Genomic DNA, 20318 nt, shown 5'->3' with positions numbered 1-20318 from the left:
AGGCCATCAGTTCAGACCTGACCATACCCTGTCCGTACTAGCCTGCCTGAGTGGCTCCGGCACGAACCTTCTCGGTTTTGCTCACTTCCGCAGCATCTTCCAGGACACTCAAATCACGGTCTTTCACTTCAGGCATTAGCAGTGCTGAAACCAAACCAATGAGCGAGTAAGCCATAACCATCACCAGAATCGGCCACCAGGAATTAGTCATGTTGCAGAAAATACCCGCCAGAACAGGGCCAAAACCAACGGCCACCAATCCACCGGCCTCTTTTGAAATTGCCATTCGGGTGAAGCGATTACGTGCACCGAACATTTCAGCCATGGTAATATTTTCGAGTGCGAACAATCCCAGCACCGCAAAATTATGAATAACAATCAGCGCAGTCATAATGACGCCGGGGCTATACGTTTTATCTACAACAATCGATAACATTGGATAAGCAAGAATAATTGCAGATATATTCAGAATTATATATGGCAAACGGCGACCAAATTTATCTGACAACCAGCCTAATAAAGGTATTGTAATAAAGCCAAGAACAGAACTAATCATTAAGGCATCTGTCGGTATTGATTTATCAAACAACAGTGTTTGCACCAAATATCCGGCAAGGAAAGTCTGAATTAAACCTGAGTTACCCGCCTGTCCAAAACGTAAGCCGGTTGCCAACCAGAAAGACTTACTACTAAACATTGCACCCAGCGTATTTTCTGACGGGTTATTCAATGCAGGTGCATTCTCCTCATCATTAACTTTCTCAAATACTGGACTTTCTTTGAGGTTCATGCGCAACCAGATGGCAAAAATCATAACCACTACACTCGCCAGGAACGGAATTCGCCAACCCCAGGCTAACAATTCCTCACGATCAAGGGCAAAGAACATTACGGCCCAGATTGCAGTAGCACTTAATGTGCCGCAGTTAGTTCCCATTGCAACAAGAGAGGAAATGATACCGCGTTTTCCTTTTGGTGCGTACTCTGCGAGCATTGTACCCGCACCAGAGATTTCGGCTCCTGCACCAAGTCCCTGCACAATACGCAGCGTCACCAGCAAAACAGGAGCAAAAATTCCAATTTGCGCATATGTCGGTAACACACCAATTAATGTTGTACAGATCCCCATCATAGTTATTGTAATAAACAGCACTTTTTTTCGACCAATACTATCCCCCATTTTACCGAAAATAAACGCTCCAACTATTCGTGCAATATACCCTGCCCCGTATGTACCCATTGCCAGAATGAGTGCCATCGCGGCAGATTGTTCCGGGAAAAATATTTCATGGAATACCAGTGCAGCACCCAATGAATATAATTGGAAATCCATAAATTCGAGAGCTGTCCCTAACCATCCTGAAACGGCTGCTCTCACCAGATCTTTCGTTGACCTTTCGTGTTTTTCTTGATTCATATTGGCTATCTCTAAGAGGTAAGATGCGTACCACTTACTCGCAGTTATTAATATTATTCAGTGAATGTGAGTAAAACTTTGCAGCAGTGCTGCTGATCTTTCTCAAACAATTCAATTGCGTCGGTAACGTGGTGATAGTCAAAAGTATGGGTAATGAGTTTATTAGGGTCGATAAGTCCTTTGACCAACCAATCAATAACTACCGGGAATTTATTTGCATTTAATCTTGAAGAATAGATTGAAAGCTCTTTCCCTGTAATACCTTGCTGCACAATCTGGCAAGGCTCGCTGGAGAATCCCATTAAAACGATTCGCGCAGCCGGTGATGCCAGCGTGATAGCCTCCTGTAAAATGGATGGATGACAAGCCGCATCCACGATAATCGTAGGTTTCAGCGCCTTCTCAGCAAGAAAATCCTGCAATGATTGCTGCCCATTATTGACTGTCCAGTCAGCGCCGCACTGTTTTGCCATCGTCAGACGTTCGTCAATTCTGTCTGCAATCACTACTGTTTTTACGTTGTAAACATGTTTAAGTGCCTGAACAGTCGTGAGCCCCATCGGGCCGGCTCCGTAAATCAGTGCGATATCGTTCTCTGTTGGTTGAATTTGTCCGGTCACGTTCGCCGCGATGGTAAAAGGTTCCACCATAACAGCGTGCTCATCTTTCACTGCGTCAGGGATTAACCAGGCATTTTTCGCGGGTACAACCGCGTACTCACTAAAACCGCCATCACGATGAACACCCAATACAACCAGCGAGGTGCAAACGTTTGGTTTACCAATTGAGCAAGGGTAGCAGTGTCCACAACTGATAACCGGATCAACGGACACACGTTCACCTATACGCGAACGCTCTACTCCTTCACCTACAGCATCTATTACACCAAAGAATTCATGGCCAATAACTCGCGGATATTTCGCAAATGGATTATGTCCACGATAAATATGGCTGTCTGAACCGCAAATCCCCGCCAGTTTTACTTTTACCCGGACCTCTCCTGCTGAAGGTTCTGGTACTGGTCGCTGCGCGATAACAAGCGTATTCGGTTTTTCAATCACAATACTATTCATAACAAATCACTCCTTACCAGTTCCACAGCGTGCCATCTTCAAGGCGGGCGACCGGCAGATATGCGGGATCGTACGGATATTTCGCTGCAAGTTTTTCGTCAAACTCGATACCGAGCCCTGGTTTGTCACCTGGGTGCATATAGCCGTTATCAAAGGTCCAGTTATGCGGGAACACTTCCAACATCTGTTCTGAGTACCCCATATATTCCTGCACACCGAAGTTTGGTACCCACAGATCGAAATGCAGCGCAGCGGCCATGCAGACTGGCGACAAATCGGAAGGCCCATGAGAACCCGTGCGTACCTGATAAAGTGAGGCAAAATCAGCAATACGACGCATACCGGTGATACCGCCTGCGTGGGTAATAGTGGTGCGGATATAGTCAATCAGCTGTTCTTCAATAAGCTGCTTGCAGTCCCAGATACTGTTGAAGACTTCCCCTACAGCAATCGGCGTGACCGTATGCTGGCGGATCAGGCGGAAGCACGCCTGGTTTTCAGCTGGGGTTGGGTCTTCCATCCAGAACAGACGGTATTGCTCAATACTTTTGCCGAAACGGGCCGCTTCAATAGGCGTTAGGCGGTGGTGCATGTCATGCAGAAGATGTTCATCAAAACCAAATTTGTTGCGAACGGCTTCAAACAATTTCGGTGTGAAATCGAGATATTTCTCCGTCGACCACAGCTGCTCTTCCGGCCATTGGCCTTTGGTCGCAGGTTCGTAGGCCAGGCCTTTACCTTTAGACATACCGTAGGTGGTCTTCATCCCCGGTACACCACACTGCACACGGATCGCTTTAAACCCCATCTCTTTATGACGCGCGTAATCCTCCAGCACATCATCAATGGAATGGCCCGTTGTGTGACAGTACACCATGACGCCTTCGCGTGATGCGCCACCCAGCAACTGGTACAACGGCATATTCGCCGCTTTCGCTTTGATATCCCACAGGGCCATATCTACCGCAGAAATCGCCGACATCGTTACCGGGCCGCGACGCCAGTAAGCCCCCTTGTAGAAAAACTGCCAGATATCCTCAATTCGATGCGCATCACGCCCAATGAGCTGTGGACACACATGATCTTTCAGGTAGGACGCCACGGATAATTCACGCCCGTTGAGCGTGGCATCCCCTAATCCGGTGATCCCATCGTCTGTCGTGATTTTCAGCGTGACAAAATTACGTCCTGGACAGGTAACAAAAACTTCAGCCCCGACAATCTTCATTTTTTAATCCTTACATCTCTTCTTGTGATGCAGGAAATTTACCCAACTGAACTACTACCATACAAGTATGAATATCGAAAAAGCACTCACTGATCACAAAAAAGGCGCTATGCGCGCCCCCATCCAGCCACGATGATCAACATCCCACACAATGCCACTAACGCACCGGACCAGTCGTACAGGCTCAGTTTTACGCCATCGACAATGCGTAACCATAGCAATGCAGTCACCACATAGACGCCACCATACGCGGCATATACCCGCCCGCTCGCCGCCGGATGTAGCGTCAGCAACCAGACGAACAGCGCTAATGACACCCCAGCGGGAACCAGCAGCCAGGCCGTCGCCCCACGCTTAAGCCAGAGCCAGGGTAAAAAGCAGCCAATGATTTCGCATAACGCGGTGACGAAGAAAAGTAATGTTGTCTTAAGCATTGAAGTTATTCAGTTACCTTCGGTTTAACCATGATACGACAGAATATGTCCAACGTATCCATATGCGCCCAGTGGGTATGCCCTGACGCAGGAATAGTGTAGAATTTAACCCTGTTTTATCGTTTTTTTCCCTTTCTCATTAAAGGAATTCGCCATGAAAATTACACTGACCAAACGCCTGTGCCTGACGGCGATGCTGACGCTGGCGGCGGCTGTGTACACCTCTTCCGCATTTGCTGAAACCAGTAAACTGGTCATAGAGTCCGGGGACAGTGCGCAAAGTCGTCAACAGGCCGCAATGGAAAAGGAACAATGGAACGATACGCGTCAGTTGCGTCAGAAAGTCAACAAGCGTACAGAGAAAGAGTGGGACAAAGCCGATGCTGCTTTTGATAGCCGTGATAAATGCGAACAAAGCGCGAACCTGAATGCGTACTGGGAGCCTAACACCCTGCGTTGTCTCGATCGTCGCACTGGCCGCACCGTTGCCCCATAATCATTGTGCTCACCAGAAGATATTGAAAGGATACGATATGGCAAGCGCCCTCAGTGTAAAGCTGCGCCCGCTGGAGCGTGAAGATTTACGTTTCGTCCATCAGCTTGATAACAACGCCAGCGTCATGCGCTACTGGTTTGAAGAACCTTACGAAGCGTTTGTGGAGCTGTCAGACCTGTATGACAAACACATTCACGACCAAAGTGAACGCCGTTTTGTGGTCGAGTGTGACGGTGAGAAAGCCGGGCTGGTGGAGCTGGTTGAAATAAACCATGTGCACCGCCGGGCTGAATTTCAGATCATCATTTCCCCGGATTACCAGGGCAAAGGTCTGGCAACGCGCGCGGCAAAACTGGCGATGGATTACGGTTTTACCGTGCTTAACTTATATAAGCTGTATCTGATCGTTGATAAAGAGAACGAAAAAGCAATTCACATCTACCGCAAACTTGGCTTTATGGTGGAAGGTGAACTGATTCATGAGTTCTTTATTAACGGCCAATACCGTAACACCATTCGCATGTGTATCTTCCAACAGCAATATCTGGCAGATCACAAAACACCGGGTCCCAACCTGTTACAACCTACCGCTCAGTAAAAACGGTTAGTAGTAATCAATGGTGTTTTCAATCGAGTAATGATGTTCAACTGCCGGCTTTACGCTTTCGTCAACGATAACCAGCTGGCAGTTGACCGGATTAGCATACGAATCATACTCACAGGTTTGTTTGACGTTACCTAAAGGGTGATCGTTCAGCATGCTTACTGCCGTGTAATCCAGTTTTTTCAATGGATCGGCTGATGGCTTAGCGTCAACCTGCAGCGTATTGTCCTTACTGATGGTGGTTTTGCCGAGCGGGTAGCCTTCCGCGTCATACCGGTATTGCACCTTCATCTCTTTTCCCGTGGCGGACACAACAAAACCGTTATCGTCGGTATCCCACACTACGCCCGCAGAAGGCAGTTCCGCCAGTTGGCATTTCCCCTGTAAACGGATCCGTTTTTCCAGCGTTTCTGCATCCCGATAGAAGTTCGCATCCAGCACTAATGCCATACCCGTATTATTTTCGACATCATGCAATTCCAGCGTATCAAAACAGCCTTCCTGCGAGAGCGTACCTGTGACGCGCTTAGTCACTTCGCCTTTGTCGTTGAGCAGTGTTTGGCTAAAATCTTTCACCGGGCCGCGAAGCGGATCAAAATCAAACTCATTGGAGAAGCTGGCCATTTCCGGCGTAAAGGAAACCAGCCCTTTGGCGTTATCACACCCAACCAACACGATACACAGGAAACCTAACAGGGTCTGTTTCTTCACATTTTTCACCGGGATAAGTAGATAATTCTCAATCATATTAGCAAATACAGTTATTTACACCAGAAATGCTAATCTTAGTTTATGTCGATCACGAAAGGAGTTGATGATGAAATACATAACAGGAATTGCCGCGAGCTTATTACTGGTCGCTTCCCCGCAGATCCTGGCGGCGCCCGCGTCCTGTGAGCGCGTGAAGAGTGATATCGAACAGCGCATTATTAATAATGGTGTCGCGGAATCCAGTTTCACGCTGAATATTGTTCCTAATGATCAGGCCGATCAGCCTGATTCACTGGTGGTCGGTCATTGTGCCAATGATACGCACAAGATCCTCTATACCCGAACCCACAGCGGTAACACGCCCGCAAACAGTAGCCCTTCTCAAGACGGACACGTGGCTGAACCGCAATAAATTTTTACCCTCCGTTCGCGGAGGGTCACTCCTGTTTGATATGCATTAATAAGATTTACCTATAAATGGGTAGACTCAACTTCATTGTTAGCAAGCTAGTTATTTCATTATAAAACAATATATATAACGACAATTACAATGGAGTGGGTTATGTCTGAAGATGAGCAATATGGAGGTATTAGCCGCAGGACGTTAGTCAAATCCTCGGCTATAGGTTCACTGGCACTTGCTGCCGGAGGCCTGTCACTACCCTTTGGTATTCGTGCCGCTGCTGCTGCCGTACAGCAATCAGTGCAGCCTGTTGAAGATAAAGCTGTCTGGAGTTCCTGTACGGTAAACTGCGGCAGCCGTTGCCTATTACGTCTGCATGTGAAAGATGATGCAGTCTACTGGGTTGAGTCTGACACGACCGGCGATGATACCTACGGTAACCACCAGGTTCGCGCCTGCTTGCGTGGTCGTTCGATTCGCCGTCGAATGAACCACCCTGACCGCCTCAAATACCCGATGAAACGCGTTGGTAAACGCGGTGAAGGTAAATTTGAGCGTATCAGTTGGGATGAAGCGCTGGATACCGTTGCCGGAAATCTGAAGCGTATTTTGCATGATTACGGTAATGAAGCCGTTCACGTTCTTTACGGTACCGGTGTGGATGGCGGTAATATCACGAACTCCAACGTCCCCTACCGTTTGATGAATTCCTGTGGGGGCTATCTAAGCCGTTACGGGAGTTACAGCACCGCACAAATCAGCGCCGCCATGGGATATATGTTCGGTGCTAACGACGGTAACAGCCCCGACGATATCGCCAACACAAAGCTGGTTGTGATGTTTGGTAATAACCCAGCCGAAACGCGTATGAGCGGCGGTGGCGTAACCTGGTATGTCGAGCAGGCACGTGAGCGGTCAAATGCCAGAATGATCGTTATCGATCCACGCTACAACGACACCGCCGCAGGTCGTGAAGATGAATGGCTGCCTATTCGCCCAGGGACGGATGCTGCACTGGCCGCCGCAATCGGCTGGGTGCTGATCACAGAAGATCTGATTGATAAACCTTTCCTTGATAAATACTGCGTCGGCTACGATGAAACCACGCTCCCCGCCAGCGCACCGCGTAATGCGCACTACAAGGCCTATATATTAGGTGACGGCCCGGACGGAATTGCCAAAACACCGCAATGGGCATCTCAGATTACCAGCATCCCTGCAGACAAAATCATCCAGTTAGCGCGTGAAATCGGTTCAGCAAAACCGGCTTACATCTGTCAGGGCTGGGGACCACAACGCCATTCCAACGGTGAACAGACAGCCCGAGCAATCACCATGCTCTCTGTTTTGACAGGAAACGTGGGAATTAACGGCGGTAACTCCGGTATGCGTGAAGGGACGTGGGATTTGGGTGTTGAATGGTTTTCCATGTTAGAGAACCCGGTCAAAACACAGATATCGGTGTTCACCTGGACAGATGCTATCGATCATGGCGCAGAAATGACAGCCACCCGCGACGGTGTACGCGGTAAAGATAAACTGGATGTGCCTATCAAGTTTATCTGGTGCTATGCCAGTAATACGCTCATCAACCAGCATGGCAATATTGCTCATACTCATGACGTTTTACAGGATGACAGTAAGTGCGAAATGATTGTCGGCATTGAGCACTTTATGACCGCATCGGCGAAGTACTGCGACATCCTGCTGCCGGATCTGATGCCTACTGAACAAGAAGACCTCATTTCACATGAGTCCGCCGGGAATATGGGCTATGTGATCCTCGGACAGCCCGCGACCTCACCTAAATTTGAACGAAAACCCATTTACTGGATGTTAAGTGAAGTCGCGAAACGCCTGGGCCCGGACGTCTATCAAAAATTCACGGAAGGCCGTACCCAGCACGAGTGGGTGAAATATCTGCATGCCAAAACCAAAGAACGTAACCCAGAAATGCCGGATTACGAAGAGATGAAAACAACCGGTATTTTCAAGAAAAAATGCCCGGAAGAACACTATGTCGCCTTCCGTTCATTCCGCGAAGATCCTGCGGCAAACCCGTTGAAAACGCCCTCAGGGAAAATTGAGATTTACTCTGAAAGGCTGGCCACCATTGCCGAGACATGGGAACTCAAGCAAGACGAGATTGTGCATCCGCTACCGGCTTATGCGCCAGGCTTTGACGGCTGGGATGACCCCAAACGCAAAACGTATCCGCTACAGCTCACCGGATTCCACTATAAGGCGCGAACTCACTCAAGCTACGGCAACATTGATGTTTTACAACAGGCGTGCCCGCAGGAAATCTGGATTAACCCCGTCGATGCCCGTTCACGTGGCATTCATCACGGCGATACGGTACGGGTGTTTAACAGCAATGGTCAGATGCTGATCGCCGCGAAAGTCACACCGCGTATTTTGCCCGGCGTGACAGCCATCGGCCAAGGCGCATGGCTCAATGCTGATATGTTTGGTGACCAGATCGATCACGGTGGCTCTATCAACATTCTCACGTCACATCGCCCTTCTCCGTTAGCGAAGGGGAATCCATCCCACAGTAATCTCGTTCAGGTTGAAAAGGCGTAAGGTGTAACCCATGACGACTCAATACGGATTTTTTATCGACTCCGCCCGTTGCACCGGTTGTAAAACTTGCGAACTGGCCTGCAAAGACTTCAAAAATTTAACGCCGGACGTCAGTTTCCGCCGTATCTACGAATACGCCGGCGGTGACTGGCAGGAAGATAACGGTGTCTGGCACCAGAGCGTTTTCGCCTACTACCTCTCCATTGCGTGTAACCACTGTGAAGACCCGGCCTGCACCAAGGTGTGTCCAAGCGGCGCGATGCACAAACGTGAAGATGGTTTTGTGGTCGTGGATGAAGACGTGTGCATTGGCTGTCGCTATTGCCACATGGCCTGCCCGTATGGCGCACCGCAATACAATGCTGCCAAAGGGCACATGACCAAGTGCGATGGCTGTCATGAACGCGTTGCGGAGGGTAAGAAACCCATCTGTGTCGAATCCTGTCCGCTGCGGGCGCTGGACTTCGGCCCGATAGAGGAACTGCGTAAAAAACACGGCACCCTGGCCGCGGTTGCGCCGCTCCCTGCCGCGCACTTTACCAAACCAAGCATCGTCATCAAACCAAATGCCAATAGCCGCCCGACCGGGGATACCACGGGTTATCTGGCTAATCCGAAGGAGGTCTAAAATGGGAAGTGGATGGCATGAATGGCCGCTGGTACTGTTCACGGTTCTGGGCCAATGCGTGGCAGGCGCGCTAATCGTCAGTGGTCTGGGTTGGTTTACCGCCAAAGACGATGTTGTAAGACAGCGCATTGTTCGCAGTATGTTTTTTCTTTGGTTGGTAATGGGCATCGCATTCCTGGCCTCGGTTATGCATTTGGGGTCTCCGCTACGCGCATTTAACTCGCTGAACAGAATCGGTGAGTCAGCGCTAAGTAATGAAATTGCCAGCGGCTCGCTGTTTTTTGCCGTCGGTGGTTTATGGTGGTTGGTCGCTTTTCTCGGTAAAATGCCTGCTGCATTAGGTAAAATATGGCTGCTGGTAGGCATGCTGCTGGGCGTGGTGTTTGTCTGGGCGATGACCAACGTTTACCAGATAGATACCGTACCGACCTGGTATAATGGTTACACTACGGTGGCCTTTTTCATGACCCTGCTTCTGAGCGGGCCACTCTTTGCCGCCCTGCTACTGCGTGCTGCTGGTGTTTCTTTTAATGCCAACGTGTTCGCGGGGATCAGTGTGCTGGCGTTGCTGGTTAGCGCGGGTGTGATTGTCCTGCAGGGACTTTCCCTCGGCACAATCCACAGTTCAGTGCAATTCGCCAACGCGCTGGTACCTGACTACGGCAGCTTACAGGTGTGGCGCATCCTCTTGCTGGCTGCAGGTCTTGGGTGCTGGATATGCCCGCTTATCCGCCGTAAAGATCCGCAGGCCGCTGGGCTGGCGTTAGGTTTAATTTTAGTCCTGGCCGGTGAAATCATTGGTCGTGGTTTGTTTTATGGTTTGCATATGACAGTCGGAATGGCTGTTGCAGGTTAACTCTCGGGTGCGGGGCAACCCGCACTGTTCAGGATTGTTTGCATGACCCATTTTTCACAATGTGACAACTTTTCAACCGCTGCGCGCGTTCTGGGCGCGTTGTTCTACTATGCACCAGATAGCGCAGAAGCATCTGCGATGGTCAGTGCGTTAAAAGCGGATGGCTGGCAAGCACAGTGGCCACTGCCGGAAGCTACGCTGTCGCCACTGGCTGCACAGATGCAGACAGATAGCGATGAAACGCTCCCGCAAGCCTGGCAACGTTTGTTTATCGGCCCCTACGCATTGCCATCCCCGCCCTGGGGTTCGGTCTGGCTGGATCGCGAAAACGTGTTGTTTGGTGAATCCACTCTGGCGTTACGTCAATGGATGCGCGACAACGGCATTCAGTTTGCGCTGCAACAGAATGAGCCAGAAGATCACTTTGGTTCGCTGTTACTGCTAACTGCCTGGCTTGCTGAAAATGGCCGCCACACCGAATGTGAGCAGTTGCTGGCCTGGCACCTACTGCCGTGGTCGGCTCGCTTCCTCGATGTTTTTATCGAGAAGGCGGACCATCCATTCTACCAGGCATTGGGTAAACTGGCACGCCTGACGCTGGCACAATGGCAGTCGCAGTTATTAGTTCCGGTGGCAGATAAACCATTGTTCCGTTAATGTCACCCATGGGCAGGATATTTCCTGCCCATTTCCCGCTGAGTTTCGCACGCTGAGCTTTTGCTTCTGCGGCTAATTACCCTCAAAATAGACCGTCTGAATTTTCCTGTCTGGCAACCCATGCATCGTTTACATGCTTATCCTGACCTGCGTACCCTGTTTCGGCGTCTACTGATCGCCGCGCTGATTGGTATCCTTGCAGCCCTGGCCGTTGCAGGATTTCGTCATGCGATGCAATTGCTTGAGTGGCTGTTCCTGAGTAACGATACGGGAAGCCTGGTCAACGCCGCGACAAATCTGCCGCCGTTCAGACGCATGCTGACACCTGCGCTCGGTGGTCTGGCGGCAGGACTCTTGCTTTGGGGCTGGCAAAAATGTAATCGTTTACGCCCACAGGCCCCTACAGACTATATGGAAGCCCTGCAGACTGACGGACAGTTCGACGTCAGCGCAAGTCTGGTGAAATCACTGGCCTCTTTGGTCGTCGTGGCAAGCGGCAGCGCCATTGGTCGTGAAGGGGCAATGATTTTATTGGCCGCACTGGCGGCTTCGTGCTTCGCACAACGCTTCACACCGCGTTCAGAATGGAAATTATGGATTGCCTGCGGGGCGGCTGCAGGTATGGCTGGTGCGTATCACGCGCCGTTGGCGGGTAGCTTATTTATTGCCGAAGTGCTGTTTGGCACGTTGATCCTCGCCTCATTAGGGCCGGTGGTTGTCTCCGCCGTCGTCGCATTGTTAACCACCAATGCGCTTAGCGACAGCAACGCGCTGCTGTATACCGTTCATCTGACACGGCAACTGCATGTGCTGGAATATGTGATGATTATCAGCACTGGTCTGTTAGCCGGTCTCTGCGGACCTCTTTTTATGTGGCTTATGACCACCAGTCACAACAGCTTTTTGCGCTTAAAGCTCGCACCACCAGGCCAGTTAGCCCTGGGCGGGCTGATCGTTGGTCTGTTGTCGCTATTTACTCCTGCGGTCTGGGGCAACGGTTACAGCGTAGTACAATCGTATTTACTCTCTCCCCCTTTGCTCGCCGTCATCAGTGGAATTTTCATCTGCAAGTTACTGGCCGTACTCGCCAGTAGCGGGTCAGGGGCACCCGGCGGCGTGTTTACACCCACGCTGTTCGTCGGTTTGTCAGTCGGTATGTTGCTGGGTCGGGTATGGGGATTCTGGCTTCCGGGGACGGATGAAATTGCGGTGCTGTTGGGCTTAACAGGAATGGCTACACTGCTGGCGGCGACGACCCATGCCCCCATTATGTCGACATTGATGGTCTGTGAAATGACCGGGGAGTATCAACTACTCCCCGGCCTGTTGATTGCATGCGTCGTGGCGTCAGTGCTGTCGCGAACGTTACGCCATGACTCTATCTACAGACAACACGCTGCCGAGCATTGACAGACGAATGTACTGAGAAAGCTCGCGCTGCTCTGCTCGTGGCAAATAAGGCAATTCACCTATCAACGGTGCCGGCAATTTTTTGCTTAGCACGTCGATGATTTCGGCATAATGCGCCAATCCTGGGTTAATACGGTTCGCTACCCAGCCAATCAACGGCAACCCGTCACTGGCAATCGCCTGTGCGGTAAGAATGGCATGGTTAATACAGCCTTCCTGAATACCCACCACCATCAGAACCGGGAGTTGCTCCTGTACCACCCACTCCGATAACGGACGCAGATCGTTCATCAGACTACGCCAGCCACCTGTGCCTTCAACAACAACGTGATCAACCTTCTCGCTCAGGCTTGCCAGTCCATTGGATAACAGGGTGTAGTTAACAGGACCGCTATGCGCCACGCTGCTTTCGTCTTCGCTCAGCGCGATAGGATTAACCGCCTCGTACGGCAGTTCGATGGATGACACGCTTTGCAGTACCAGCGCATCTTTATTGCGCATACCTTCCGGTGTCTCTTTGCTGCCTTTGGCGACAGGTTTGTAACCCGCCACACTTTTACCCCCTGACGCTAACGCTTGTAGTAATGCGCGGGAAACCACGGTCTTCCCAACAGAAGTGTCTGTACCTGTAATAAAGAAACGCTTCAGCATCACTAACTCCACCGTATGCTATGAAAATATAAGTCAGGAAAATAAAACAGTGGAGAAAGTCTAAGGTATGACGGCCAGAACCAGCTTGAGATAGCGCAATTTTTCGTACAACAGTTAAAAAATGTTAACCCTGTAATAGACGAATCAACAAAGAACCGTTATACATCGCGTCCTTAACGAGGGCAGCCCCCGCCATCGTTCCCTGATTAGAGAATTGCGTACTTTCGACAACAATGTGCTGGCTGTAGGCCGGAAGCGCCTGTTGACGAATGCTGTCAGCAATGGTCGGGAACAAAATGTCAGCGGCTTTACTGAGTGGAGATCCTATCAATATCTTTTGCGGGTTGAACAAATTCACCATGATAGCCAGGATACGACCAACATGGGTTCCAACGCCGTTAATAATATCTTTCGCCAATAAATCACCCTGCATGGCCGCCTGACACAGTGCGTCTACCGTCAACGGTTGCCCGTGCAGAGAGGAGCTCATTGACTGCTTCAGTCGCACCTGCGCCAGCTCCAGCACGCTGTCGACGCTGGCGATCGTTTCCAGGCACCCATGGTTACCGCAGTAGCAACGTTTGCCGTAAGGGTCCACCTGCGTATGACCTATTTCGACCAGGCTACTGCTGCCTGCATGCAGTAAATGACCATCAGTGATCACCCCTGCACCCACATTGTGATCGATGACCACCTGAATAACATCACGCGCCCCACGTGATGCACCAAACAGCGCTTCTGCCATGGTCCAGGCGCTGATATCGTGCTGAATGTACACCGGTACGCCAGTATGCCGCTCCAGCGTTTCGCCCAGCGGCATCTCTTTGACGTCATCATAGAACGGCATACGATGTACAATACCGTTCTCTGTATCAATAATGCCGGGTAAGGTAATCGCAATAGAGGTCAAGCGCTCGAGTTTTTGCTGGTGACGGATAAAAAACTGATCGACTTGCGCAACAACCCGTTCCAGTAACGGTGTCTCGCTGACCAGCGCCATTTCAAGACAATCCTCGACCACCAGTTTGCTGCTCAGATCGCGCAGCGCCAGGAAAATCTCGCCACGACTAATACGAATAGAAAGGTAATGCCAGGCTTCTGTTTCAACCACCAGCCCTACAGCCGGACGTCCACGGTTACCGGCTTCTTTTATTTCCAGCTCCTGCACCAAATGCGCTTCCAGCATTTCTCGGACAATTTTGGTAATACTGGCAGGGGCCAATTGTGCCAGGCGAGAGAGATCAATACGCGATACCGGTCCCAGCTGATCAATCAGACGATAAACCGCGCCCGCATTGGTCTGCTTAATTTGATCGATATGCCCAGGCTGACTATCAGCAACCACCACTTACTCCCTTTATTTTCGCGCTCCGAAATAATCTGCGGGCTATGGTGAAGCACTTCAATGGTTTCCGTCAACTTTTTACTTAGCCTTGTGATTTACTGCACATTTTCGACCATTTTTAAACTAAATTAACCGCGCTGCACCGCGGCTAAAAGCTGCTGGCGAAAACGTTGCGCTGCGTGGCTTTGTTCATGATGCTTCGGCCACACCAACCACATTTCGGAGACCGCATCGTCTTCCGCAATGGGGATCCAACACATTTCATACAATTGCACCCGTTTAAAAGAGGCTGGCAAAATGGAAACCCCCAACCCTGCGGCCACCAGTCCAATGATAGTCATCGCCTCACCGACCTCCTGGGTGATGGTTGGTTTCAGATCGTAACGGCGCATCAGGCCGAGAATATCGTCATACAACCCCGTTCCAACATGCGGATCAAAAAAGACAAACGGCTCATTTGCCAGCTCCGCCAGCGTCACCACCGGCTTTTGCGCCAGAGGATGTGCGCGTGGGATCATCGCCATCAGCGGTTCATGCAAAATGACCTCCCGCGCCAATGTGTCCGGAAGTTGCGTATTGCGCAAGAGCCCCAAATCCAGTGCACCCTCGTTGAGCGGGGCAATTTGCTCGCGCGTATTCATTTCGCGGGTTTGCATATGCACTGCAGGATAGCATTGGCGAAAAAGAGACAGCGTATCGGACACTGCCTTAATAAACGGGGCTGATGACGTAAAACCGATGCGCAGTTCCCCCGACTCTCCCAGGTGTAATCGTTCGGCACGGGCGGCAGCCTCATTTACCAGCCCCAGGATCTGCCGACTGTCCGCCAGAAACTGTTTCCCGGCAGCGGTAAGCGCCACGCTGCGGTTAGTCCGCGCCAGTAGCCGTGCACCCACCTGCTGTTCGAGGATCTGGATCTGCTGACTCAACGGAGGTTGCGAAATATTCAGTCGTGCCGCTGCACGACCAAAATGCAGCTCTTCCGCCACTGCCACAAAGTAACGTAGGTGACGCAGTTCAATATTCATATTTTTAAGATATTATTTGAGATTATTAATATATTAGACAGAATATTGTGATTTTCATACTCTTAAGGCTGGTCCTGTAGACCCAATGGATTTCACGTCGCATTGCGTGGCTTGAAAAACGCAGGGTATAGATGCAAATGATTGAGCAAGGATTTTAAGTGAGCCGTACAACTACTGTCGATACCGCACCGGCGAGCGATGTTGATGAACAAAGAGTCACTGCGCCGGATGGTTTTATTAAACGCGGTACATCCCCTTTTATGCGCGTCACGCTGGCGCTTTTTTCTGCCGGACTGGCGACATTTGCCCTTCTCTATTGCGTCCAGCCCATACTGCCCGTGCTGTCGCATGAGTTTGGCGTATCGCCAGCTAGCAGTAGTATTTCACTTTCTATCTCAACGGCCATGTTGGCAATCGGCTTACTGTTTACCGGCCCACTTTCCGACGCCATAGGCCGTAAACCGGTGATGGTCACCGCGTTGCTGCTGGCCTCCTGCTGTACGTTGCTTTCTACAATGATGACCAGTTGGCACGGTATTTTAATCATGCGCGCGCTGATTGGACTGTCACTGAGCGGCGTGGCGGCCGTGGGAATGACCTATTTAAGTGAGGAAATTCACCCGAGTTTTGTCGCATTTTCAATGGGCTTATACATCAGCGGAAACTCGATTGGTGGTATGAGTGGTCGTTTGATTAGCGGCGTATTTACTGACTTTTTTAACTGGCGAATCGCGCTGGCGGCCATTGGCTGCTTTGCCCTCGCCTCCGCGCTCATGTTCTGGAAGATCTTACCGGAATCACGGCACTTCAGACCGACATCGTTACGGCCTAAAACGTTATTTATCAACTTCCGTTTGCACTGGCGTGACAGAGGACTTCCGTTGCTGTTCGCAGAAGGGTTCTTGCTGATGGGATCGTTTGTCACACTGTTTAACTACATCGGCTACCGTCTGATGCTGTCTCCGTGGGAACTCAGCCAGGCTGTCGTCGGTTTGTTGTCCGTGGCTTATCTTACCGGCACCTGGAGCTCACCCAAAGCCGGTTCCATGACTACCCGTTATGGACGAGGCCCGGTAATGTTGTTCTCGACAGGCGTGATGTTGTTCGGGTTAATAATGACCCTGTTTACCTCGTTATGGCTGATTTTTGCCGGTATGTTGCTTTTTTCAGCCGGCTTTTTTGCGGCGCATTCCGTGGCCAGTAGTTGGATCGGGCCGCGAGCCAAACGCGCTAAAGGTCAGGCCTCTTCACTGTATCTGTTCAGCTATTACCTGGGCTCAAGCATTGCCGGGACACTGGGGGGTATTTTCTGGCATAGCTATGGCTGGAACGGCGTGGGCGGGTTTATCGCACTGATGCTGGTGCTGGCGCTATTGGTTGGTGCCCGTTTGCACCACCGTCTGCACGCATAATCAATGATGCCCGAAAACCGGGCATCTCACGATAACATAAACGTCTGGGCGCTAATTTGCAGAGCAATTACCGTACCGTTCATCAAAATATGTAGCATAATCGGCATCAGTAAACCGTTACTTTTCAGCCTCGCCAGGATCAAAACCTGAGACACGATAAACAACATCAATAACGTTCTCAGATCCACATACTGTGTATGCATCACGGCGAAAATAGCCGACACCACCACTGACGACAATGCTGTTTTATTATTGAACCAGTACTGAAAAGCATTGAACAGGCAGCCCCTGAAGATGATTTCTTCATACACGGGTGCGATAAATATCAGCGTTACGCTGGATAACAAAAACGCGTAGCTGTTCAGTGAGACCTGGCTTGTCACCCACTCTTCGGTCTTTCTGATCCCCAATACCCAGGGCAGGACTAGCTGTACAATTAGCAGCGCAACAAACAATATGGCAAACCACCGGGCGTTGAATGTTCCTTTCCCTAGACCGTCCCTTTTTCTAAAGAAAACGTAATACAACGGCACCAGGACGACAAATTCCAGTGTAAACAGCAGCGGAAAAAGTAACCCTTCGGCGAGCAGGTCTTGACTGGCAGGGAAAAATAATGGGGAAAATGTGAGGCCGAACATCAACAAAAACATAGAGAAACAACCAGCCACCGCTTTTGTCCTTGCGATATATTCGTTACTGACTTCCTGTTGCACACCTGCTCCTTAGATAAAATGAAATGTTCTCGTTATCTGAACAATGCACAATTATGATAAAAAGTATCATTATCATTTACAAGCTACCAAAATTCCCATCACCTACGATGAATGGGTTAATTTGCGAAATCGCGTTAGACTCTGAAATCTGGTCCAACAGAACGAGAACAAAAAATGAGTCACAGTGATAATTACCATCAACTCACCCGCACGTTCCAGCGCCTCTCTCGCTTTTCCCACCTCTCGGCTATTGCCAGTTGGGACATGTTTACCATGATGCCGCCTGGCGGTAGCAAAGCCCGGGGTGAAGCGCTGGCTGAACTGAGCGTGCTTGAACATCAACTGTTAACCGATGCCAATGTGGCAAAGTGGATCGCCGCCGCACAGCAGGAAGACCTGAACGATGTCGAGCAGGCCAATCTGCGCGAAATGTCACGGCTACACCATCAAGCGTCCTTGCTACCCGAATCACTGGTAGAAGCGAAATCACTGGCGGGCAGTCGTTGCGAACATGCCTGGCGCAGCCAACGCCCGGCCAATGACTGGGAAGGGTTTGCTGAAAACCTGAAAGAAGTGGTTAAGTACAGCCGCGAAGAAGCCCGACTGCGTGCAGAAGCGAAAGGATGCTCGCCTTACGACGCATTGCTGGATGTCTTTGAACCAGAGATGACCAGCGCCCGGCTGGATATTCTCTTTGCCGACATCAAAAGCTGGCTACCCGAATTGCTCAATAAAGTGGTGGCCAAACAATCACAACTATCGCTTATCGCCCCGGTTGGCCCCTTCCCGACTGCAGTTCAGCGTGAACTGGGTCTTGAAACCATGGCGCAGTTGGGTTTTGATTTTACCGCGGGACGCCTGGACATCAGTGCGCATCCGTTCTGTGGCGGCGTACCAGAAGATGTTCGGATTACCACCCGCTATGATGAAAACGAACTGCTCAGCGCGTTATTTGGCGTCATTCATGAGACAGGTCATGCGCGTTATGAGCAAAATCTACCTCAAAACTGGTCAGGGCAACCTATTGCCCTGGCACGATCAACCGCCATCCATGAATCTCAGAGCCTGTTCTTTGAAATGCAATTAGGCCGCAGCCCGGCGTTTCTGAAACGGTTAATTCCCGCAGTAACCCGACATTTCGGCGATCAACCCGCCTTTGAGGAAAGCAATTTCATCGCCTGGAACCAGCAGGTCAAACCGGGCTTTATCCGCGTTGACGCTGACGAGGTTAGCTATCCTGCTCACGTGATCCTGCGTTATGAAATCGAGCGCGCGTTGATTAACGGCGACATTGAGGTCGATGATATTCCTGCCTTGTGGAATGAAAAAATGCAGGCCTGGTTAGGGCTGTCTACGATCGGGAACTACCGTAACGGCTGTATGCAGGATATCCACTGGACCGATGGCGGTTTTGGTTATTTCCCTTCGTACACATTGGGGGCGATGTATGCAGCGCAGCTTTTCAGTGCGGCTAACCGTGCATTGCCAGACTTAAACCACGCCATTGCGCAAGGAGACTTTAGCGCCTTGTTTGACTGGTTGCGCCAGAATATCTGGCAACATGGCAGCCGTTTCACGACCGAGCAGCTCATTACTCAGGCAACCGGAGAGCCGCTGAGCAGCCGCTATTTCCGCGCCCATCTGGAAGCCCGTTATCTGTAATCGTATACCGTGAGTCATTGTACAAACGGTTACACGTCGAAAACATAGCGGCGTTTTTCAATGAGTTACATTCGGCAGGGGTGCTGTATGGGGTGCTAAGCAGCAAAGAAAAACCCCGCAATGCGGGGTTATGATGGGAAAAATTTACTGTGTAAATCCCTGGCGTCCTGCCTCATTTTGTCGATATGAAAGGCCAAATCCTCCAGGTGAACCAGGCGCGGTGCCTTCTGCGTATCGCCAAGTCTGAATGTTGGTATCGGCAATTTCCCTATTGCCGCCTTATCCTCTGCTGTCCTGGGCTTCATTCCCAGGTACTTTTCACATATATCTGATAGCGCCGGGGTGACGGTTTCAAACTCAGCCATCAGGAAATACAACGTGTTCATCATGACGACCTTTGCTTGCATCTATCCATCAGCGATTGAGCAGTTATCGTTAGCATGCCTAAATCAACCTCCAAGCCGTGAAGAATCACAGCAAGCCTCTTTAGCGTGGCTTGCGCTTCGCTGTCTGGTGCTGGCCGCGGTGTGGCGTACAGTGGTACAAGACTCAAACTCGCGGCGTAATCTTCATCTTCACTTATTATTAAATCGCGATGAACTTCCGCGTAGCTTCGCTGTGCGTACGTGCAAAACACCTCACCATCAGCCCATGTTAATGCGTACATTACTGGCTCAGCACTACCAGCCTCGCGGCGTTCCTGTAGCTCGGCATTTGCCACTTCGAGTACGCTTTCAAGTTCCAGCACGCGTTGGAAATTTGCGCCTCCCGCCCTGCAAATAGCCCTCATCCTGTCCCTGTACATGTCCTCCACTTCGAGCGGTGAGCGCAGGTCAACATTTTTGATGCGGTCCGGCATCATAAAACCATCTTGAGCCCTGCGGCGTTCCTGTAACTCTGTCGTGGGGTTATCCCGAGCCTTGCTACGATGTCGTGATGATTTGGTACTCATCAGCATATCTCGCTGATGTGGCTCCATGGCCGATGTGGTGGCAGAAATTATT

General features: G+C 50.6%; 21 protein-coding genes. 10 read left to right on the top strand and 11 right to left on the bottom strand.

Features of this window, described 5'->3' with window-relative positions; translation table 11 throughout:
* Positions 1 to 37: 37 nt before the first annotated feature.
* The 4 genes from QMN38_RS03210 to QMN38_RS03195 form a co-directional block, all read right to left on the bottom strand.
* The gene (locus tag QMN38_RS03210; protein ID WP_271455610.1) at positions 38 to 1417 is read right to left on the bottom strand and encodes an MFS transporter; all 1380 of its coding nucleotides are present in this window, start codon (positions 1415 to 1417) and stop codon (positions 38 to 40) included.
* Between the two features lie 53 nt (positions 1418 to 1470).
* Positions 1471 to 2490 (bottom strand): Zn-dependent oxidoreductase, encoded by a 1020-nt coding sequence (locus QMN38_RS03205; protein WP_323604463.1) that lies wholly within the window; start codon positions 2488 to 2490, stop codon positions 1471 to 1473.
* A gap of 13 nt (positions 2491 to 2503) precedes the next feature.
* On the bottom strand, positions 2504 to 3718 hold the full coding sequence (rspA, locus tag QMN38_RS03200) for a starvation-sensing protein RspA (RefSeq protein WP_005121148.1): 1215 nt from the start codon (positions 3716 to 3718) through the stop codon (positions 2504 to 2506).
* A gap of 107 nt (positions 3719 to 3825) precedes the next feature.
* Positions 3826 to 4152, bottom strand: a complete 327-nt coding sequence (locus QMN38_RS03195) for a YnfA family protein (protein WP_005121149.1) — start codon at positions 4150 to 4152, stop codon at positions 3826 to 3828.
* 154 nt (positions 4153 to 4306) lie between these two features.
* Between QMN38_RS03195 and QMN38_RS03190 the strand changes: the two genes are divergently transcribed.
* Positions 4307 to 4648, top strand: coding sequence for a DUF1283 family protein (locus QMN38_RS03190; RefSeq protein WP_137383113.1), 342 nt, complete (start codon positions 4307 to 4309; stop codon positions 4646 to 4648).
* A gap of 37 nt (positions 4649 to 4685) precedes the next feature.
* Complete coding sequence (gene speG / locus QMN38_RS03185; protein ID WP_271448884.1) at positions 4686 to 5246, top strand: spermidine N1-acetyltransferase; 561 nt, start codon at positions 4686 to 4688, stop codon at positions 5244 to 5246.
* Between the two features lie 6 nt (positions 5247 to 5252).
* On the opposite strand, the gene QMN38_RS03180 is transcribed toward speG, so the two are convergent.
* Positions 5253 to 5963 carry a YnfC family lipoprotein gene (locus QMN38_RS03180; RefSeq protein WP_271448885.1) on the bottom strand — a complete coding sequence of 237 codons (711 nt, stop codon included), beginning with the start codon at positions 5961 to 5963 and terminating at the stop codon, positions 5253 to 5255.
* A 103-nt stretch (positions 5964 to 6066) separates the two neighbouring features.
* On the opposite strand from QMN38_RS03180, the gene QMN38_RS03175 reads away from it, so the two are divergent.
* The 6 genes from QMN38_RS03175 to clcB all read left to right on the top strand — a co-directional run bounded on the left by QMN38_RS03175 (position 6067) and on the right by clcB (position 12503).
* A complete protein-coding gene (locus QMN38_RS03175; protein WP_271456451.1) occupies positions 6067 to 6375 on the top strand; it encodes a DUF1161 domain-containing protein in 309 nt (102 codons plus the stop codon).
* A gap of 150 nt (positions 6376 to 6525) precedes the next feature.
* Positions 6526 to 8952 (top strand): selenate/tellurate reductase subunit YnfF, encoded by a 2427-nt coding sequence (gene ynfF / locus QMN38_RS03170; protein ID WP_252362802.1) that lies wholly within the window; start codon positions 6526 to 6528, stop codon positions 8950 to 8952.
* 10 nt (positions 8953 to 8962) lie between these two features.
* Positions 8963 to 9580, top strand: coding sequence for a DMSO/selenate family reductase complex B subunit (locus tag QMN38_RS03165; protein ID WP_323604462.1), 618 nt, complete (start codon positions 8963 to 8965; stop codon positions 9578 to 9580).
* A 1-nt stretch (position 9581) separates the two neighbouring features.
* Positions 9582 to 10436: a dimethyl sulfoxide reductase anchor subunit family protein gene (locus QMN38_RS03160; RefSeq protein ID WP_323604461.1), complete on the top strand. Its 855-nt coding sequence runs from the start codon at positions 9582 to 9584 to the stop codon at positions 10434 to 10436.
* A gap of 42 nt (positions 10437 to 10478) precedes the next feature.
* A complete protein-coding gene (gene dmsD, locus QMN38_RS03155) occupies positions 10479 to 11093 on the top strand; it encodes a Tat proofreading chaperone DmsD (protein ID WP_271440539.1) in 615 nt (204 codons plus the stop codon).
* Positions 11094 to 11213: 120 nt separating this feature from the next.
* Complete coding sequence (gene clcB / locus QMN38_RS03150; RefSeq protein ID WP_323604460.1) at positions 11214 to 12503, top strand: voltage-gated ClC-type chloride channel ClcB; 1290 nt, start codon at positions 11214 to 11216, stop codon at positions 12501 to 12503.
* On the opposite strand, the gene bioD is transcribed toward clcB, so the two are convergent.
* The 3 genes from bioD to QMN38_RS03135 all read right to left on the bottom strand — a co-directional run bounded on the left by bioD (position 12459) and on the right by QMN38_RS03135 (position 15527).
* Positions 12459 to 13154 carry a dethiobiotin synthase gene (gene bioD, locus QMN38_RS03145; protein ID WP_271440541.1) on the bottom strand — a complete coding sequence of 232 codons (696 nt, stop codon included), beginning with the start codon at positions 13152 to 13154 and terminating at the stop codon, positions 12459 to 12461. The genes clcB and bioD overlap by 45 nt on opposite strands.
* 124 nt (positions 13155 to 13278) lie before the next feature.
* Positions 13279 to 14499: a sugar metabolism global transcriptional regulator Mlc gene (gene mlc, locus QMN38_RS03140; protein ID WP_271450419.1), complete on the bottom strand. Its 1221-nt coding sequence runs from the start codon at positions 14497 to 14499 to the stop codon at positions 13279 to 13281.
* A 128-nt stretch (positions 14500 to 14627) separates the two neighbouring features.
* Positions 14628 to 15527: a LysR family transcriptional regulator gene (locus tag QMN38_RS03135; protein ID WP_137381232.1), complete on the bottom strand. Its 900-nt coding sequence runs from the start codon at positions 15525 to 15527 to the stop codon at positions 14628 to 14630.
* 158 nt (positions 15528 to 15685) lie between these two features.
* Here QMN38_RS03135 and QMN38_RS03130 point away from each other — a divergent pair, with 158 nt between their 5' ends.
* The gene (locus QMN38_RS03130; RefSeq protein WP_323604459.1) at positions 15686 to 16939 is read left to right on the top strand and encodes an MFS transporter; all 1254 of its coding nucleotides are present in this window, start codon (positions 15686 to 15688) and stop codon (positions 16937 to 16939) included.
* Between the two features lie 26 nt (positions 16940 to 16965).
* Here QMN38_RS03130 and QMN38_RS03125 read toward each other — a convergent pair whose 3' ends face one another.
* A complete protein-coding gene (locus tag QMN38_RS03125) occupies positions 16966 to 17589 on the bottom strand; it encodes a CPBP family intramembrane glutamic endopeptidase (protein ID WP_416348250.1) in 624 nt (207 codons plus the stop codon).
* A gap of 237 nt (positions 17590 to 17826) precedes the next feature.
* Here QMN38_RS03125 and QMN38_RS03120 point away from each other — a divergent pair, with 237 nt between their 5' ends.
* Entirely contained in the window at positions 17827 to 19314 is a 1488-nt protein-coding gene (locus tag QMN38_RS03120) for a carboxypeptidase M32 (RefSeq protein WP_323604457.1), read from the top strand.
* A 128-nt stretch (positions 19315 to 19442) separates the two neighbouring features.
* Here QMN38_RS03120 and QMN38_RS03115 read toward each other — a convergent pair whose 3' ends face one another.
* Complete coding sequence (locus tag QMN38_RS03115) at positions 19443 to 19703, bottom strand: pyocin activator PrtN family protein (RefSeq protein ID WP_416348247.1); 261 nt, start codon at positions 19701 to 19703, stop codon at positions 19443 to 19445.
* The gene (locus QMN38_RS03110) at positions 19700 to 20266 is read right to left on the bottom strand and encodes a hypothetical protein (RefSeq protein ID WP_323604456.1); all 567 of its coding nucleotides are present in this window, start codon (positions 20264 to 20266) and stop codon (positions 19700 to 19702) included. The genes QMN38_RS03115 and QMN38_RS03110 overlap by 4 nt, the downstream gene beginning before the upstream one ends.
* Positions 20267 to 20318 lie beyond the last annotated feature (52 nt).

The organism is Citrobacter sp. R-1.5.2, assembly GCF_035064245.1.
Taxonomy (GTDB): Bacteria; Pseudomonadota; Gammaproteobacteria; order Enterobacterales; family Enterobacteriaceae; genus Citrobacter.
This window is presented reverse-complemented; position numbering and strand designations above follow the sequence as displayed.

Coding starts and splice junctions, on each gene's coding strand:
- QMN38_RS03210 (WP_271455610.1), bottom strand. CDS start 1,417: ATGAATCAAGAAAAACACGAAAGGTCAACGAAAGATCTGGTGAGAGCA.
- QMN38_RS03205 (WP_323604463.1), bottom strand. CDS start 2,490: ATGAATAGTATTGTGATTGAAAAACCGAATACGCTTGTTATCGCGCAG.
- rspA (WP_005121148.1), bottom strand. CDS start 3,718: ATGAAGATTGTCGGGGCTGAAGTTTTTGTTACCTGTCCAGGACGTAAT.
- QMN38_RS03195 (WP_005121149.1), bottom strand. CDS start 4,152: ATGCTTAAGACAACATTACTTTTCTTCGTCACCGCGTTATGCGAAATC.
- QMN38_RS03190 (WP_137383113.1), top strand. CDS start 4,307: ATGAAAATTACACTGACCAAACGCCTGTGCCTGACGGCGATGCTGACG.
- speG (WP_271448884.1), top strand. CDS start 4,686: ATGGCAAGCGCCCTCAGTGTAAAGCTGCGCCCGCTGGAGCGTGAAGAT.
- QMN38_RS03175 (WP_271456451.1), top strand. CDS start 6,067: ATGATGAAATACATAACAGGAATTGCCGCGAGCTTATTACTGGTCGCT.
- ynfF (WP_252362802.1), top strand. CDS start 6,526: ATGTCTGAAGATGAGCAATATGGAGGTATTAGCCGCAGGACGTTAGTC.
- QMN38_RS03165 (WP_323604462.1), top strand. CDS start 8,963: ATGACGACTCAATACGGATTTTTTATCGACTCCGCCCGTTGCACCGGT.
- QMN38_RS03160 (WP_323604461.1), top strand. CDS start 9,582: ATGGGAAGTGGATGGCATGAATGGCCGCTGGTACTGTTCACGGTTCTG.
- dmsD (WP_271440539.1), top strand. CDS start 10,479: ATGACCCATTTTTCACAATGTGACAACTTTTCAACCGCTGCGCGCGTT.
- clcB (WP_323604460.1), top strand. CDS start 11,214: ATGCATCGTTTACATGCTTATCCTGACCTGCGTACCCTGTTTCGGCGT.
- bioD (WP_271440541.1), bottom strand. CDS start 13,154: ATGCTGAAGCGTTTCTTTATTACAGGTACAGACACTTCTGTTGGGAAG.
- QMN38_RS03135 (WP_137381232.1), bottom strand. CDS start 15,527: ATGAATATTGAACTGCGTCACCTACGTTACTTTGTGGCAGTGGCGGAA.
- QMN38_RS03125 (WP_416348250.1), bottom strand. CDS start 17,589: ATGTTTTTGTTGATGTTCGGCCTCACATTTTCCCCATTATTTTTCCCT.
- QMN38_RS03120 (WP_323604457.1), top strand. CDS start 17,827: ATGAGTCACAGTGATAATTACCATCAACTCACCCGCACGTTCCAGCGC.
- QMN38_RS03115 (WP_416348247.1), bottom strand. CDS start 19,703: ATGATGAACACGTTGTATTTCCTGATGGCTGAGTTTGAAACCGTCACC.
- QMN38_RS03110 (WP_323604456.1), bottom strand. CDS start 20,266: ATGAGTACCAAATCATCACGACATCGTAGCAAGGCTCGGGATAACCCC.